Consider the following 12,921-nt stretch of genomic DNA (forward strand, 5'->3'; position numbering starts at 1 on the left):
CCGTCAGGCTCCCTTGCGCATCGCCTCGTCGGCGGCGGCGCGCATGCGGTCCGACAACTGGAGCAGACCGTGCTCTCCCACGCCGTTGGGCATGGTGTACGCCAGCTGCCGCAACTCGATGGCGCAGTCGCGCAGATGCTGGCGTAGGCGTGTCTCGATGGTTGCCATGACGTCTCCCGATGCTCTTGGCTGAACACGACGCCCGACCTCTCGGCCAGTCGATGGCAAAATCTTCGCAGTCCCCCCATCCGTTGGCGACGGTGCGGGAGTCATTTAACGGGAGTTTGACAGCATATTTACAGTTCCGGCGTCCCCGTGGACCTCGAGGGTGAGTTGCCTTGCGGGCCGCGCTGGCCTTTCATCGGGGTATGGCCTCGAACGCGGCGCTGCGCGAACAGATGACCGAGCGTCGCGAGGCCGGCGATCTGGCCGGCGCGCTGGCCATCGCTGAGGAACTCCTCGACGAGAGCCGCCAGACATTGGGGCCACGCCATCCCGACAGCCTGGCGCTGGCCCTCGCGGCTGCCAACTGGCGACAACACCTCGGCGACGTGGTTGCGGCGGCCGACGAATTGGCTTGGCTGGTGCCGCTTTTGGAGGCCGAGTTGGGGCGCGACCATCCCGACACGGTGACCGCGCGCCACCTGCTGGCGAGCTCGCCCGGAGGTGAGGGGGACCCCGCCGCAACCGCGGCCACCTGGTTTCGGTTGTTCGCCGACGAGCAACGCACCCTGGGCCCAGGGCACGCACTGACAATGGGCGCGCGCCATAACGTGGCGATCTGGCGGCGGCGGGCAGGTGACATCGTCGGCGCGGTCGACGAGATGGGACAGGTCGTGGAGTCGCGCGCGCGGCTCGTGGGGCGCGACCATCCGGACACACTCGCGAGTCGGTTGGCGCTGGCAACGTGGCGCGGTGAAGCCGGCGACACCCGCGCGGCCGCCGAAGAGGCGGCGACGCTGGTCCCGTTGTTGGGCAAGGTCTTCGGGCCCGAGCACGAGCAGACCCTCACCGCTCGGCACTTGTGCACTCTCTGGGGACAGCACGCGGATTGGGCCGGCGAGTAGCCGGTTATGTCACATAGGCGAACCAGACGGGGCCGGCAAAGCAGTCGACAAATCGCCAGCACGTTTGGCCCGAGGAGGCAACTGCCGTTGAGGGCGCGGACTCCGAAGGGCCGACGCCACCCCTCGGCTCCTCGCCGTGCTGCGGTGGGATGCGGGTCCGAAGGTCAGCACCGAGTTGGTCGGCGTCGATCCGACCGACATCCGGATCGGAATGCGGGTGGCGCCGGTGTTCTACGATCTGCCGGACGCGGGAATCACCCTGCTGAGGTACCGGCCGCAACGACGCACCCGACGGAGGCCGCCGTGGACGACGTGGACGACCCGATTGGTGGCGCCGTCCGGGCGTTGTTGCGCGAGCTCGATGCCGGCTTCCCGCGCATCGAGACGATGACCGGCGCGCAGGCCCGGGCCGCGGTGGCCCAGCGCCGCGTGCCGGTCACGAACGCCGACGACGTCCGCGGCACCGTCGACGCCGCGGTGCCGGGCCCCGAGGGGGCCATCCCGGTGCGGGTCTACCACCCGCACGGCGAGGCCGGCCGCGACCGGCCCGGGATCGTCTTCTACCACGGCGGCGGGTTCGTGCTGTGCGACATCGAATCCCACGACGGCTTCTGTCGCGCCCTGGCCCGCGGTACCGACGCAGTCGTCGTGTCCGTCGGCTACCGCCTCGCACCCGAGCACCCCGCGCCGGCGGCCGCGCTGGACGCCCGCGCCGCGTTCCGGTGGGTGACCGACCACGCCGCCGAGCTCGGCATCGACCCGGCGCGCACCGCCGTCGCCGGAGACAGCGCCGGCGGCAACCTCGCCGCGGTCACCGCGATCCTCTGCCGCGAACACGGCGTCGCCGGGCCCGCCGCGCAACTCCTCATCTATCCGGTGATCGACCCCACCTTCGACACCGACAGCTACCGGAACTGCGGCACCGGCTACTTCCTCACCGCCGCCGCCATGCGGTGGTACTGGCGCCAATACCTCTCCGGCAAAACATCTTTCGACCAGCACCTGGTCGCGCCGGCACGCGCGGCGTCACACGCGGACCTGCCGCCGGCCGTCATCGTCACCGCGGGCCTGGATCCCCTGCACAGCGAGGGCTGTGATTACGCCCGCCGGCTGCGCGACGCGGGCGTTCCCGTGGTGCACCGCGATTTCCCCGGCTTGTTCCACGGTTTCCTCACCATCGCGTCCTTCCCGCCGGCGGCCTCGGCGCGCGACCTGATCTACGCGGACCTGCGGGCCCTGCTGGAGCCGACCCGCTGCGAGGCGCCATGACAGCCCCGACCGATGCCGACGTGATCGTGATCGGCGCGGGCTTCGCCGGGCTTTACGCGGTGCACCGGGCCGCGTCCGCCGGACTGTCGGTGATCGGCGTCGAGGCCGCGCCCGACGTCGGCGGCACCTGGTACTGGAACCGGTACCCGGGCGCGCGGTGCGACGTCGAGAGCGTCGACTACTCCTACTCTTTCGACGAAGAACTCCAGCAGACCTGGACATGGACCGAACGCTTCGCCGCCCAAGCCGAGATTCTCGCCTACCTGCGCCACGTCGCCGACCGGTTCGACCTGCGGCGCCATTACCGGTTCGGGGTCGACGTCGTCGGCGCCGCCTTCGACCGCGGCCGGTGGCGGGTGCGCACCGGGGACGGCCGGACCCACGCCGCCCAGTTCCTGATCTGCGCGACGGGTTGCCTGTCCGTGGTCAATCGCCCCGCCATCGGCGGCGCCGACGACTTCGCCGGCGAGGTGTACTTCACCGCCGAGTGGCCCCGCGAGGAACCCGACCTGCGCGGCAAGCGGGTCGGCCTGATCGGCACCGGATCGTCTGGCATCCAAGCCGTTCCGATCGTCGCCGCCCAGGCGGACGCCCTGGTGGTGTTCCAACGCTCGCCGAACTACAGCATCCCGATGCCCAACCGCCCCTGGACGCCCGAGGAGCAGCGAGAGATCCAGGAGCGGTATCCCGAGCGCCGCCGCGCCTCGGCCTACGCGACGTCGGGCACACCGCACGGCACCTATCACAAGAAGGCGGTCGACACCGAACCGCAGGAGCGCGACGATGCGCTGTGGCGGCGCTGGCGCGAGGGCGGCGTGCTGTTCGCCAAGACGTTCCCCGACCAGAATTCCGACCTCGCCGCCAACCACATCGCCCGGGAGTTCGCCGAGGAACGCATCCGCGAGATCGTCGACGACCCCGCCGTCGCCGCCGACCTCATTCCCGTCGACCATCCGATCGGCACGAAGCGAATCTGTACCGACGCAGGCTATTACGCCACCTTCAATCGCGACAACGTGCGGCTGGTCAACCTGCGCCGCGAGCCCATCGAGGCGATCACCGCCGACGGCGTGCGAACCAGCGCCGCGACCTACCCGTGCGAAGTGCTCATCTTCGCCACCGGGTTCGACGCGCTGACCGGCGCGCTGACGCGGATCGATCCCGAGGGGCCCGGGGGAGCGCGGCTGCGCGACATCTGGGCCGACGGCCCCCTGACCTTCCTCGGGCTGATGGTGCCCGGCCTGCCGAACATGTTCACCATCAGCGGCCCCGGCAGCCCGTCGGTGCTGGCCAACATGGTGCTGCACGCCGAGGTACAGGTCGACTGGGTGATGGAACTGATGCTGACCGCCCGGCGCCGGGGGGTGACGGAGGTGGAACCGCGCCGCGACGCCGCCCAGGCTTGGACCGACCATGTCGCGCAGGCGGCCGAACGGACGCTGTACCTCAAGGCGGCCTCGTCGTGGTACCTGGGCGCCAACATCGAAGGCAAGAAGCGGACCTTCATGCCCTACGCCGGCGGGTTCGGCACCTACCGGCGCCACTGCGACGAGGTGGCACGGCAAGGCTACGCCGGGCTGGTTCTGACGACGCGATAATCGAAACCGTTCACGATCGCCACCCGCGGGGTTTTGTCCGCGTCGTCGGGCCGCTCGGGTGTGGACAGGATGAGCGCCAGCGGCTTGTCCACGTAGTTCAGGTACGTCACGCGGTGCCGTCGCACGTCGTCGAGGAAGCGGGACGGCGAGAACCGGGCCGGGGCCATGGCGGCACCGCTGCCGATGGCGGCCAGTCGGCGGCAATTCCGTTGGAATGGAACAGCGACGGGTAGCGGACTTCGTCGGCCGTGATGTCGTACTGGACGATCAGGCTGGCGCCGCACACGATCGCGATCCCGTGCGCATCAACGACGAGCTGCCGGCGACGGCGACCAACAAGATCCTCAAGCGGGCGCGCGGCACCACGTACCGGCGCGCGGTTCAGGCTTCCGGTTGAGGGGCTTCGCCAAAACGCGCCAGCACCAGGGTCGCCGCCACCGCGACGACGAATCCGAGCACGACGAGCCAGCCGAGGCCGTCGCGCGCCCGATCCCCGAGCCACACCACCCCGACGAAGGCGGGCGCGATCGTCTCGCCGACGACCATCCCGGCGACGGCCGTGGTCACCGACCCGCGATGCAGGGCCGAGGTGAGCAACAGGAAGCCCGCGGCCCCGCCCGCGGCCGCCGCGTACAGGGCGGGGGTGGTGTAAAAGGACCGCTTGGTGGGGTCGATCACCTCGAGCAGTCGCACGCCGATCTCGACCACGCCGAACCCGCTTCCGGCGCCCAGGCCCAGCGCGAGCGCGCGGGGCCGGTCCGGCAGCCGGCCCGCGGCAGCACCGGCGACGAAAATGACGGCCACCACGCCCAACAGCGCCCAGCCCAGTCCCGCCGGCGCCCGCCGAAAATGCCCTGGGCCCGCGGCGAGGGCGAGGACGACGAGGCTGGTACAGACCACGCCCACGGCCGTCCACTCGGCCGGCGTCAGCCGGGCCGACAGCATCCAGGCGGCGACGACGCCGGTGACCGCGATCGAGGCCGCCAACGCCGCCGCAACGACGTAGATCGGCACCAGGCGTAGCGCCGCCACCTGCAACGCAAAGCCGACGCCGTCAAGACCGACACCGGCCACGTACCGCCATTGCCGGGCGGCGCGCATCAGCAGCACCGTGTCGACGCCCGAGCCGCTGCCCGCCTCGACCGATCGTGTCGCCGCGGCCTGCAAGACGGACGCGGCGCCGTAACACACCGAGCATCCCAGCGCGAGGAAGAAGCCGACCAGCACATACCGACAATAGGTCGCGGCCCGGCGACCAGCGAAAAACTGGATGTTTGGGAACGGTGCGTGTGGGGCAAGTCACATACGCGTTTGGGCGAGTGCTTAGAAAGCGCCCTCCGGTCGTTTGAGTGAACGCATAAGACTTTTAAGCGCACTGCTGATCCCGTTAAAACACCTAATTAACAACGTAGTTCGTCGAATTGTTTAAACTCGGTGTACATCTGTGTACTCTGACGAACATGGCGGAACGAGGTGCCGAACCACAGGTCCCACGCGGGCGCCGGTTGTTCCTGCGAGCCATCCGGCGGCTGTTCAGCCCGCTGCAGCCCGACGACTACCTCGAGATGATCAACCCTCTGTGGACCACCAAGGAGCTGCGCGGCAAGGTCGAGCGGGTCGAGCAGCAGGGCTCGGAAGCGGCCAGCATCCTGATCCGGCCCGGGTACGAATGGCCCGGCCACAAGCCCGGTCAATACGTACGACTCGGGGTGGTCATCGACGGCGTGTACCACTGGCGGGCGTATTCGCTGACGTCGGACCCCCGCCCCGAAGACGGGCTGATCAGCGTCACACCGAAGAAGGTCGACGGCGGCGCGGTGTCGCCTTACCTCGTCGAGCGGATACAGCCCGGCGACCTGGTGCGCCTGAGCGAGATCGAGGGACAGTTCACCCTTCCCGAGCCCGCACCGCCGAAGATGCTGTTCATCAGCGCCGGCAGCGGGATCACCCCGATCATCAGCATGCTGCGCAGCCTCGACCATCGCGACGAGATGGGCGACGTCCTGGTCATCCACTCCGCACGCACCCGCGAGCAGGTCATGTTCCTCTCGGTCCTGGAAGAGCTCGAAGGCCGCCACGAGGGCATGCGGCTGGACCTGCGCCTGACGTCGGAACGAGGCCGGCTGAAGCCCGGCGACCTCGACGAGGTGTGCCCGGACTGGCGGGAGCGCGAGGCCTTCTGCTCGGGACCAGAGGAGATGCTCGACGCGCTGATCGAGCACTGGGAAAGCAACGGGGTCAAAGATCGCCTGCACTTCGAACGGTTTCAGCCCAAGATCGGCGGCGACGCCAACGCCGGCGAGGGCGGCGAAGTCTGCTTCCTCGACAGTGACAAGTCGGTCGAATGTGACGGCGGGACATCGATTTTGGAGGCCGGCGAGAAGGCGGGCCTCAACCTCGCCTACGGCTGCCGAATCGGCATCTGCCACACCTGCGTCGGGACGCTGAAGTCGGGGAAGCTGCGCGACCTGCGGTCGGGTGACGTGACCGAGCCGACGGGTCAGGACGTGCGGATCTGCATCAACACCGCCGAAGGCGACGTGGAACTCCAACTGTGACCGAAAGGAGCGGCTCGTGACAACTGCCGTGAAGAGGGGCGTGGAGAGCCCACTGTCTCGCTTGAGCGAACAAGAGCTCGAAAAACTCGCGAAGGAATTCGACGCGATCCACGACGAGGTGTTCGCCGACCTCGGCGATCGCGACCGGCGCTACATCAAGACCGTGATCTCGGTGCAACGGCAGATCGTGGTCGCGGGCCGAGTGCTCCTGCTGGCCTCGCGCTCGAGGACGGCTTGGGTGCTGGGGACCGCCTGCCTGGGCATGGCCAAGATCCTGGAGAACATGGAGATCGGCCACAACGTCATGCACGGCCAGTGGGACTGGATGAACGACCCGGACATCCACTCCTCGGTGTGGGACTGGGACACCGCGTCGACCGCGGAGTCGTGGAAGCACTCCCACAACTACATCCACCACACCTTCACCAACATCCTGGGCAAGGACAAGGACCTCGGCTACGAGATCATGCGGATCGACCCCAATCAGAAGTGGGCTCCGCGATACCTCTTCCAACCGCTCTACAACCTCCTGCTCACCGTGCTCTTCGAGTGGGGCGTGGCCGTCCACGACATGGACATCGAGGCCATTCGCAAGCACCAGAAGCCCTGGTCGGAGGTGCGCGAGGACCTGAAGGGCATCGGGGTCAAGGCGCGCGCGCAGGTCATCAAGGACTACCTCGGCTGGCCGCTGATCAGCGCCGGCGCGTTCGCGCTCGCCCAGCTGGCGCTGCGCGGCCGTCTAGACCAGCCGTCGCAGTCGCGCCTCGGCCGGCGGCTGCGCCGGGTGTCGAACCGCGGCCGCATCGGCTCCGCCGCGAACTTCCTCGACAAGGTGGCGCCGGGCGTCGAGAGCACCTACCTGAGGACGCTGGGCGCCGACGCGCTCGCGAACGTGATCCGCAACGTGTGGGCGCACGCCATCATCTTCTGCGGGCATTTCCCCGACCAGACCTACACGTTCACGCCGGAGGAAACCGAGAATGAGACGCGCGGCGGCTGGTATGTCCGCCAGCTGCTCGGCGCCGCGAACATCGAGGGCAGCCCGTTGTTCCACGTCATCAGCGGCAACCTCGGGTATCAGGTGGAGCACCACCTCTACCCCGACATGCCCAGCAGCCGGTACTCGGAGATCGCGCCGCAGGTCAAGGACATCTGCGAGCGCTACGACCTGCCGTACAACTCCGGCCGGTTCTCCAAGCAGTGGCTCATGGTGCACCGCAGCATCTTTCGGTTGGCCTTCCCGGGAGGGAAGCCCCGGCCGAAGCCCGGACCGTACCGCAGCGAGGTTCGCCGCCCGGAGCCCGAACAGCGGCCCAGCGAGAGCGACCGGTTCCGCGACCGCGTCCCGGCCGAGCACCCGGCGGCCGGACCCGAGCACGACTCCGGCGGGGTCTCCGTCCAGCCGCCCCCGCGCGGCAAGGACTGATTCGTCTCCCCGCCGCCGGGCGAACGCGAGTAGCTTTCCCTATCTTGGACCGACGCCCGGCGCGGGGCGTCCGGCTCGGAATGGGGGAGGGCAATGGCGGGGACCGAGGGTCAAGTCGTCGCCGTCACCGGCGCGAGCAGCGGCATCGGCGAAGCGACCGCAGGGGCTGCGCCAAGAGTCCACCGACGGGGCGGTCCGGACGACGTCGATCTCACCGGGATTCGTCGACACCGAGCTGGACACCTCCATCGACGACCCGACGGCGCGCCAGCGGATACGCCAGGACATGAGCGAGTTCGGCTTGCCGCCGGCCGCCGTCGCGCGCGCCGTCGCATTCGCGATCGAACAACCCGGTGACGTCGAGATCGGCGACCTCACCGTCCGGCCGACGGTCCAGGGCTAGCGGCTCCCCGGCCGGTGATCACCGGTGTCCTCCGCGAAAAGCGCTTGTCGCGTGGCGTGCGGATCGTCGAGCTGCCGCAGCCGCTCGGATTGCGACGGCGCGGCCGGCGGCATGCCATCGGGCCTGGAGCCCCACCCCGCGCCGAGATTGATCAGCCGCAACGCAAACAGCACGCCGGACGCCGTGATCGGCAAGCCCAGGTAGAGCATCCATCCCATCGGCAGGCCCGACCTGCTCAGCGCGACATAGCGAGCGAGCAGCAGTGCGGCGATCAGGCCACCGGCCAACACCACGCTGACCTTGGTCTTCATTCGGCCACCTTCCCGGTTCATGAGCAGCGACAGCGGTCGTGACGCAAGTGCAAACGGCCCGCGGTGCTACCGATCCCAAGAAACGCGGGCAGCGGGAGCGTCTGGCACCGACCTTGGAGGATCCTTGGCAAGTTCTTGGAGCCGTGCGCGGCGGCCTGCGCACACGCGTCGAGCGACTACAGTGGGAACCATGACCCACCGGATGCTCAGGACGGCCGCCGCGCTATGCGGCTGCGCGGCGGTGCTCCTCTTGCCGGTCGGCGCCCCGCCCGCCGGCGCGACCGCCGCGGCCGCGTCGTCACACACGACGCCCGCGCCCCCGTCGCCATCGAACCCCGGCGGTGCCCTGCCCGTCCAGCCCGTCGGCGGCGGTGGCTGCGTAATCGGACTCAACTGCGGTTGCATTCGCAACGTGACCTGCCCCGGCTCTAGGCCGCATCCCCACCCGGGCAACGCCAACAACCAGCAACACCAAGCCCCCGCGCCGGACAGCCCGTAGGCGCTGCGGCGGCTCGTGCCCTCAACCGGTCGGCGCCCGGTTTCCTGTCATTTCCGGTTCCTATCATTTCCGGTTTCCTATCATTTGGTGATGGGCTCCCGTGCGCTGGATACCGAGGGCTCGCCGGCATTCACCGACGAGGACGCGGCCCGCTTCCGCGCCCGGGGCTGGTGGTCAGATTCGACGCTGTCGGACGCGGTGCGACACAACGCCGAACGGTCGCCGGACCGCCTGGCCTACGTCGACCACCCCGGCACGGCCCTGACCTGGCGCAGGTTCGACGAAACGGCGACCCGCCTGGCCGGGCAGCTAGCCGCCGTCGGCGTGCGGGGCGGTGACCGAATCGCGGTGTGGCACGGCGACTCCGCCGCCATCCACGTGTTGTTCCTGGCGATCGAGCGATGCGGCGCCACCGTCGTCGGCATCGGCGCACGGGCGGGCGTCCGGGAGGTCGCCGCGATCCTGCGCGGTGCGCAACCGGCGCTGCTGATCAGCGACGAACAGCGCGCCACTGCCGCCGCGCAGGCCCTGGCGGGCACACCCGTGGCGGCGCTGATCCTGGGCCACGATGCGGTCGGCCCGAACCTGAACGTCGCCACGGAGCCCCGCCCTCCGGGGAGCCGGTCATGGCTCGGTGCTGACGACGTCTTCCTCATCAACTCGACCTCCGGGACGACCGGTCTACCCAAGTGCGTCGTGCACACGCAGAACCGCTGGCGCTATTTCCACCAGAAGGCGGTCGCCAACGGAGCACTCACCCCCGACGACATTTTCCTGCCGGTAATCCCAACGCCCTTCGGCTTCGGTATCTGGACCAGCCACACCACCCCCATCTACCTCGGCGCCACCGCGGTGATCATGGAACGGTTCACCGCGAAGGCGGCCTGCGAGGCGATCGCGCGCCACCGGGTCAGCGTGTTGTGTTGCGTCAGCACGCAACTGACCATGTTGATGGCGGACCCCGCCTGCCGCGATTACGACCTCAGTTCGCTGCGGGTGGTCTTCGCCGGCGGCGAGGCGCTGCCGTATCGACCGGCCGCAGAGTTCGAGGACCTCACGGGGGCGACGATCCTGCAGTTCTACGGCTCCAACGAGACGGGGATGCTCAGCGCGACCACGCTCGCCGACAGCCGCGAACGCCGCCTGCGTACCGGCGGCCGGATCGTTCCCGAGATGGCGGTCCGGCTCTTCGACGGCGACCGGGACGTCACCGAGACCGGGCGGGGGCAGCCCGCCTGTCGCGGCCCGGCGACCAGCCTGGGCTACCTCGGCGGCACGGATCACGACAAGCTGTTCACCCGCGACGGGTGGATGCGCATGGGCGACATCTGCGAGATCGACGCCGAGGGTTACCTCACGGTCACCGGCCGAACGTCGGACTTCGTCCTGCGCGGCGGCAAGAACATCAGCGCGAGCCAGGTCGAAGACGCAGTCATGACCCATCCCGCGATCGCCCTGGCGGCGGCGGTCGCCATGCCCGACCCGGTGTTCGGTGAAAAGGTCTGCGTGTACGTCGAACTCGCGGAATCGCACAGCGTCGACCTGCCCGGGCTCGTCGAACACCTGCTGGACCTGGGTGTTTCCAAGGAATTGCTCCCCGAACGACTGATTGTGGTCGACGAGATCCCGCGGTCGTCCGGCGGCAAGGTCGCCAAAGGCACACTCCGCGAGGACATCAGAGTAAGGACCGCTCATGAACCTTCCTAACGCGCGGCGTGGCGGTCTGGAGGTCTGGGCGCCGTCGGTGGTGCCCCCGATCGGGGTCGAGCTGTCCCATCAGCAGGCGCTCGCCGTCGCGTTCCGCCACCTGGCCGCCACCGGATTCTCCGAGAACATGGCCGGACACATCACCTGGCAGTTGGACGGGCAGACGGAGATGTTCGTCAACCCCTGGGGGTTGTGGTGGCAGGAGATCACCGCGTCGGACATCTGCGTGGTGGACGGCGACGCCCGGGTGGTCCGCGGTCGCTGGGACGTCACCCCGGCGATCCACATCCACACCGAGTTGCACCGGGTCCGCGACGACGCGCGCGTCGTCATCCACAATCACCCTTATCACGTGTGCGTGCTCGCCGCGCTGGGACGGCTGCCGGAACTGGTCCACCAAACCGGCTCGCTGTTCCTCGACGACCTGTGCCTGGTCGACACCTACGACGGCGAGGTCGACAGCCCGGCCCGCGCGGCGGAACTGGCGGGGCGCATCGGCGGCGCGAACATGACGATCCTGGCCAACCATGGCGTCATCGCGACCGGGCGCACCCTCCCCGAGGCAGTCTACCGGGCGGCGTCGATCGAGCGGGTCTGCAAGCTGGCCTACGACGTCATGCTGACCGGGCGCGAGCCGGTCACCATGAACTGGGCGGACATGGCGGGGATGCAGCGATCGCTCCTCGAACGGGCCGCCGACGTCTACTGGGCCGGAGCGGCGCGGATGACCATCAAGGCGGAACCCGATGTGCTCAGCTGAGCCTCACGCCGAGCGCAGCCGGGCGACCCTGACAGGCAAGGAGTTTGGCCGATGAAATCGATCGACGAACTGGCCGCGAACCTGGACTTCACCACCGCCAGGACCGGCGCCGACCGTTCGGTCACCTTCCTGCCGGACCCTCCCCGCGCGCCGCGCCGCTATACCGTGATCTCGGTCGACGATCACATCGTCGAGCCGCCGGACACCTTCACCGGTCGGCTGCCGCGTCGGTTCGCCGACCGCGCACCCAAGGTCGTGGACACCGACATCGGGGGACAGACCTGGGTCTACGACGGCCGGGAACTGCCCAACGTCGGGTTCAACGCCGTCGTCGGGCGGCCGGTGTCGGAGTACGGCTTCGAACCGGTCCGGTTCGACGAAATGCGCCGCGGCGCTTGGGACATCCATGAGCGCGTCAAGGACATGGATCTCAACGGCATCTACGCATCGCTGAACTTCCCCTCCTTCCTTCCGGGGTTCGCGGGCCAAAGGTTGCAACAGGTGACCACCGATCGCGACCTGGCGTTGGCCTCGGTCCGCGCCTGGAACGATTGGCACCTCGAGGTCTGGGCCGGGTCCTACCCGCAGCGCATCATCCCGTGCCAGCTGCCGTGGCTGCTGGACCCCGAGCTCGGCGCCGCGATGATCTACGAGAACGCCGAACGCGGCTTTCACGCCGTCACTTTCAGCGAGAACCCGGCGCTGCTGGGCTTACCCAGCATCCACTCCGGGCACTGGGACCCGATGATGGCCGCCTGCGCCGAGACCGGCACCGTCGTCAACCTGCACATCGGGTCGTCGGGGTCCTCGCCGTCCACCACCGAGGACGCGCCGCCCGACGTGCAGGGCGTCCTTTTCTTCGCCTATGCCATATCCGCCGCGGTCGACTGGCTGTATTCCGGGCTGCCCAGCAGGTTCCCCGACCTCAAGATCTGCCTCTCCGAAGGCGGAATCGGCTGGGTCGCGGGGCTGCTCGACCGCCTCGACCACATGCTCAGCTACCACGAGATGTACGGCACCTGGCGGGCGCTCGGCGAAACCCTCACGCCCGCCGAGGTGTTCACCCGCAACTTCTGGTTCTGCGCCGTGGAGGACAAATCGTCGTTCGTGCAGCGCGACCGCATCGGCGTGGACAACATCATGCTCGAGGCCGACTACCCGCACTGCGACTCGACGTGGCCGCACACGCAGGAAACGATCCACCAGGAGATCGGCGACCTCCCGCCGGACGTGATCCGAAAGTTCACCTGGGAGAACGCCTCTCGCCTGTACCGCCACCCGGTGCCCGAGGAGGTACAGCGGAGTCCGGAGGCCTTCTGACCG

At 69.0% G+C, this 12,921-nt stretch carries 12 protein-coding genes and 3 pseudogenes; 11 read left to right on the forward strand and 4 right to left on the reverse strand.

Going from position 1 to position 12,921, the window contains the following annotated elements; genetic code table 11:
* Nucleotides 1–3: 3 nt before the first annotated feature.
* Complete coding sequence (locus G6N56_RS28390) at nucleotides 4–168, reverse strand: hypothetical protein (protein ID WP_169717534.1); 165 nt, start codon at nucleotides 166–168, stop codon at nucleotides 4–6.
* Between the two features lie 200 nt (nucleotides 169–368).
* On the opposite strand from G6N56_RS28390, the gene G6N56_RS02750 reads away from it, so the two are divergent.
* The 4 genes and pseudogenes from G6N56_RS02750 (at nucleotide 369) to G6N56_RS02765 (ending at nucleotide 3,934) form a co-directional block, all read left to right on the forward strand.
* Nucleotides 369–1,067 carry a tetratricopeptide repeat protein gene (locus G6N56_RS02750; protein ID WP_085256796.1) on the forward strand — a complete coding sequence of 233 codons (699 nt, stop codon included), beginning with the start codon at nucleotides 369–371 and terminating at the stop codon, nucleotides 1,065–1,067.
* A 109-nt stretch (nucleotides 1,068–1,176) separates the two neighbouring features.
* Nucleotides 1,177–1,344, forward strand: a pseudogene (locus G6N56_RS28740) (Zn-ribbon domain-containing OB-fold protein); the annotation flags it as partial.
* A gap of 35 nt (nucleotides 1,345–1,379) precedes the next feature.
* The gene (locus G6N56_RS02760) at nucleotides 1,380–2,336 is read left to right on the forward strand and encodes an alpha/beta hydrolase (RefSeq protein ID WP_085256794.1); all 957 of its coding nucleotides are present in this window, start codon (nucleotides 1,380–1,382) and stop codon (nucleotides 2,334–2,336) included.
* Nucleotides 2,333–3,934, forward strand: coding sequence for a flavin-containing monooxygenase (locus tag G6N56_RS02765; protein ID WP_085256793.1), 1,602 nt, complete (start codon nucleotides 2,333–2,335; stop codon nucleotides 3,932–3,934). Before G6N56_RS02760 ends, G6N56_RS02765 begins: the two co-directional genes overlap by 4 nt.
* 8 nt (nucleotides 3,935–3,942) lie before the next feature.
* Here the strand turns inward: G6N56_RS02765 and G6N56_RS02770 are convergent.
* Nucleotides 3,943–4,238, reverse strand: a pseudogene (locus G6N56_RS02770) (acyl-CoA synthetase); the annotation flags it as partial.
* 77 nt (nucleotides 4,239–4,315) lie between these two features.
* Nucleotides 4,316–5,161, reverse strand: coding sequence for a DMT family transporter (locus tag G6N56_RS02775; RefSeq protein ID WP_085256792.1), 846 nt, complete (start codon nucleotides 5,159–5,161; stop codon nucleotides 4,316–4,318).
* A 233-nt stretch (nucleotides 5,162–5,394) separates the two neighbouring features.
* Here G6N56_RS02775 and G6N56_RS02780 point away from each other — a divergent pair, with 233 nt between their 5' ends.
* The 3 genes and pseudogenes from G6N56_RS02780 to G6N56_RS02790 all read left to right on the forward strand — a co-directional run.
* Nucleotides 5,395–6,492, forward strand: coding sequence for a ferredoxin reductase (locus G6N56_RS02780; protein ID WP_085256791.1), 1,098 nt, complete (start codon nucleotides 5,395–5,397; stop codon nucleotides 6,490–6,492).
* A gap of 28 nt (nucleotides 6,493–6,520) precedes the next feature.
* Complete coding sequence (locus G6N56_RS02785) at nucleotides 6,521–7,918, forward strand: fatty acid desaturase family protein (protein WP_408632682.1); 1,398 nt, start codon at nucleotides 6,521–6,523, stop codon at nucleotides 7,916–7,918.
* Nucleotides 7,919–8,078: 160 nt separating this feature from the next.
* A pseudogene (locus G6N56_RS02790) lies at nucleotides 8,079–8,321 on the forward strand (oxidoreductase); the annotation flags it as partial.
* On the opposite strand, the gene G6N56_RS02795 reads toward G6N56_RS02790, so the two are convergent.
* Entirely contained in the window at nucleotides 8,318–8,632 is a 315-nt protein-coding gene (locus tag G6N56_RS02795; RefSeq protein WP_085256789.1) for a hypothetical protein, read from the reverse strand. The pseudogene G6N56_RS02790 and the gene G6N56_RS02795 sit on opposite strands and share 4 nt — an antisense overlap.
* A gap of 190 nt (nucleotides 8,633–8,822) precedes the next feature.
* Here G6N56_RS02795 and G6N56_RS02800 point away from each other — a divergent pair, with 190 nt between their 5' ends.
* The 4 genes from G6N56_RS02800 to G6N56_RS02815 all read left to right on the forward strand — a co-directional run bounded on the left by G6N56_RS02800 (nucleotide 8,823) and on the right by G6N56_RS02815 (nucleotide 12,918).
* On the forward strand, nucleotides 8,823–9,131 hold the full coding sequence (locus tag G6N56_RS02800; protein ID WP_142280690.1) for a hypothetical protein: 309 nt from the start codon (nucleotides 8,823–8,825) through the stop codon (nucleotides 9,129–9,131).
* 90 nt (nucleotides 9,132–9,221) lie between these two features.
* Entirely contained in the window at nucleotides 9,222–10,838 is a 1,617-nt protein-coding gene (locus G6N56_RS02805; protein ID WP_085256788.1) for a class I adenylate-forming enzyme family protein, read from the forward strand.
* Entirely contained in the window at nucleotides 10,825–11,598 is a 774-nt protein-coding gene (locus tag G6N56_RS02810) for a class II aldolase/adducin family protein (RefSeq protein WP_085256787.1), read from the forward strand. Before G6N56_RS02805 ends, G6N56_RS02810 begins: the two co-directional genes overlap by 14 nt.
* A 51-nt stretch (nucleotides 11,599–11,649) precedes the next feature.
* Nucleotides 11,650–12,918: an amidohydrolase family protein gene (locus G6N56_RS02815; RefSeq protein ID WP_085256786.1), complete on the forward strand. Its 1,269-nt coding sequence runs from the start codon at nucleotides 11,650–11,652 to the stop codon at nucleotides 12,916–12,918.
* Nucleotides 12,919–12,921: the final 3 nt, after the last annotated feature.

This window comes from Mycobacterium saskatchewanense, assembly GCF_010729105.1.
In the GTDB taxonomy this organism is placed as follows: Bacteria; Actinomycetota; Actinomycetes; order Mycobacteriales; family Mycobacteriaceae; genus Mycobacterium; species Mycobacterium saskatchewanense.

What these genes read in the sequence shown, in the direction of transcription:
- G6N56_RS28390 (WP_169717534.1), bottom strand. Translation starts at nt 168, where the DNA reads ATGGCAACCATCGAGACACGCCTACGCCAGCATCTGCGCGACTGCGCC.
- G6N56_RS02750 (WP_085256796.1), top strand. Translation starts at nt 369, where the DNA reads ATGGCCTCGAACGCGGCGCTGCGCGAACAGATGACCGAGCGTCGCGAG.
- G6N56_RS02765 (WP_085256793.1), top strand. Translation starts at nt 2,333, where the DNA reads ATGACAGCCCCGACCGATGCCGACGTGATCGTGATCGGCGCGGGCTTC.
- G6N56_RS02780 (WP_085256791.1), top strand. Translation starts at nt 5,395, where the DNA reads ATGGCGGAACGAGGTGCCGAACCACAGGTCCCACGCGGGCGCCGGTTG.
- G6N56_RS02795 (WP_085256789.1), bottom strand. Translation starts at nt 8,632, where the DNA reads ATGAAGACCAAGGTCAGCGTGGTGTTGGCCGGTGGCCTGATCGCCGCA.
- G6N56_RS02800 (WP_142280690.1), top strand. Translation starts at nt 8,823, where the DNA reads ATGACCCACCGGATGCTCAGGACGGCCGCCGCGCTATGCGGCTGCGCG.
- G6N56_RS02805 (WP_085256788.1), top strand. Translation starts at nt 9,222, where the DNA reads ATGGGCTCCCGTGCGCTGGATACCGAGGGCTCGCCGGCATTCACCGAC.
- G6N56_RS02810 (WP_085256787.1), top strand. Translation starts at nt 10,825, where the DNA reads ATGAACCTTCCTAACGCGCGGCGTGGCGGTCTGGAGGTCTGGGCGCCG.
- G6N56_RS02815 (WP_085256786.1), top strand. Translation starts at nt 11,650, where the DNA reads ATGAAATCGATCGACGAACTGGCCGCGAACCTGGACTTCACCACCGCC.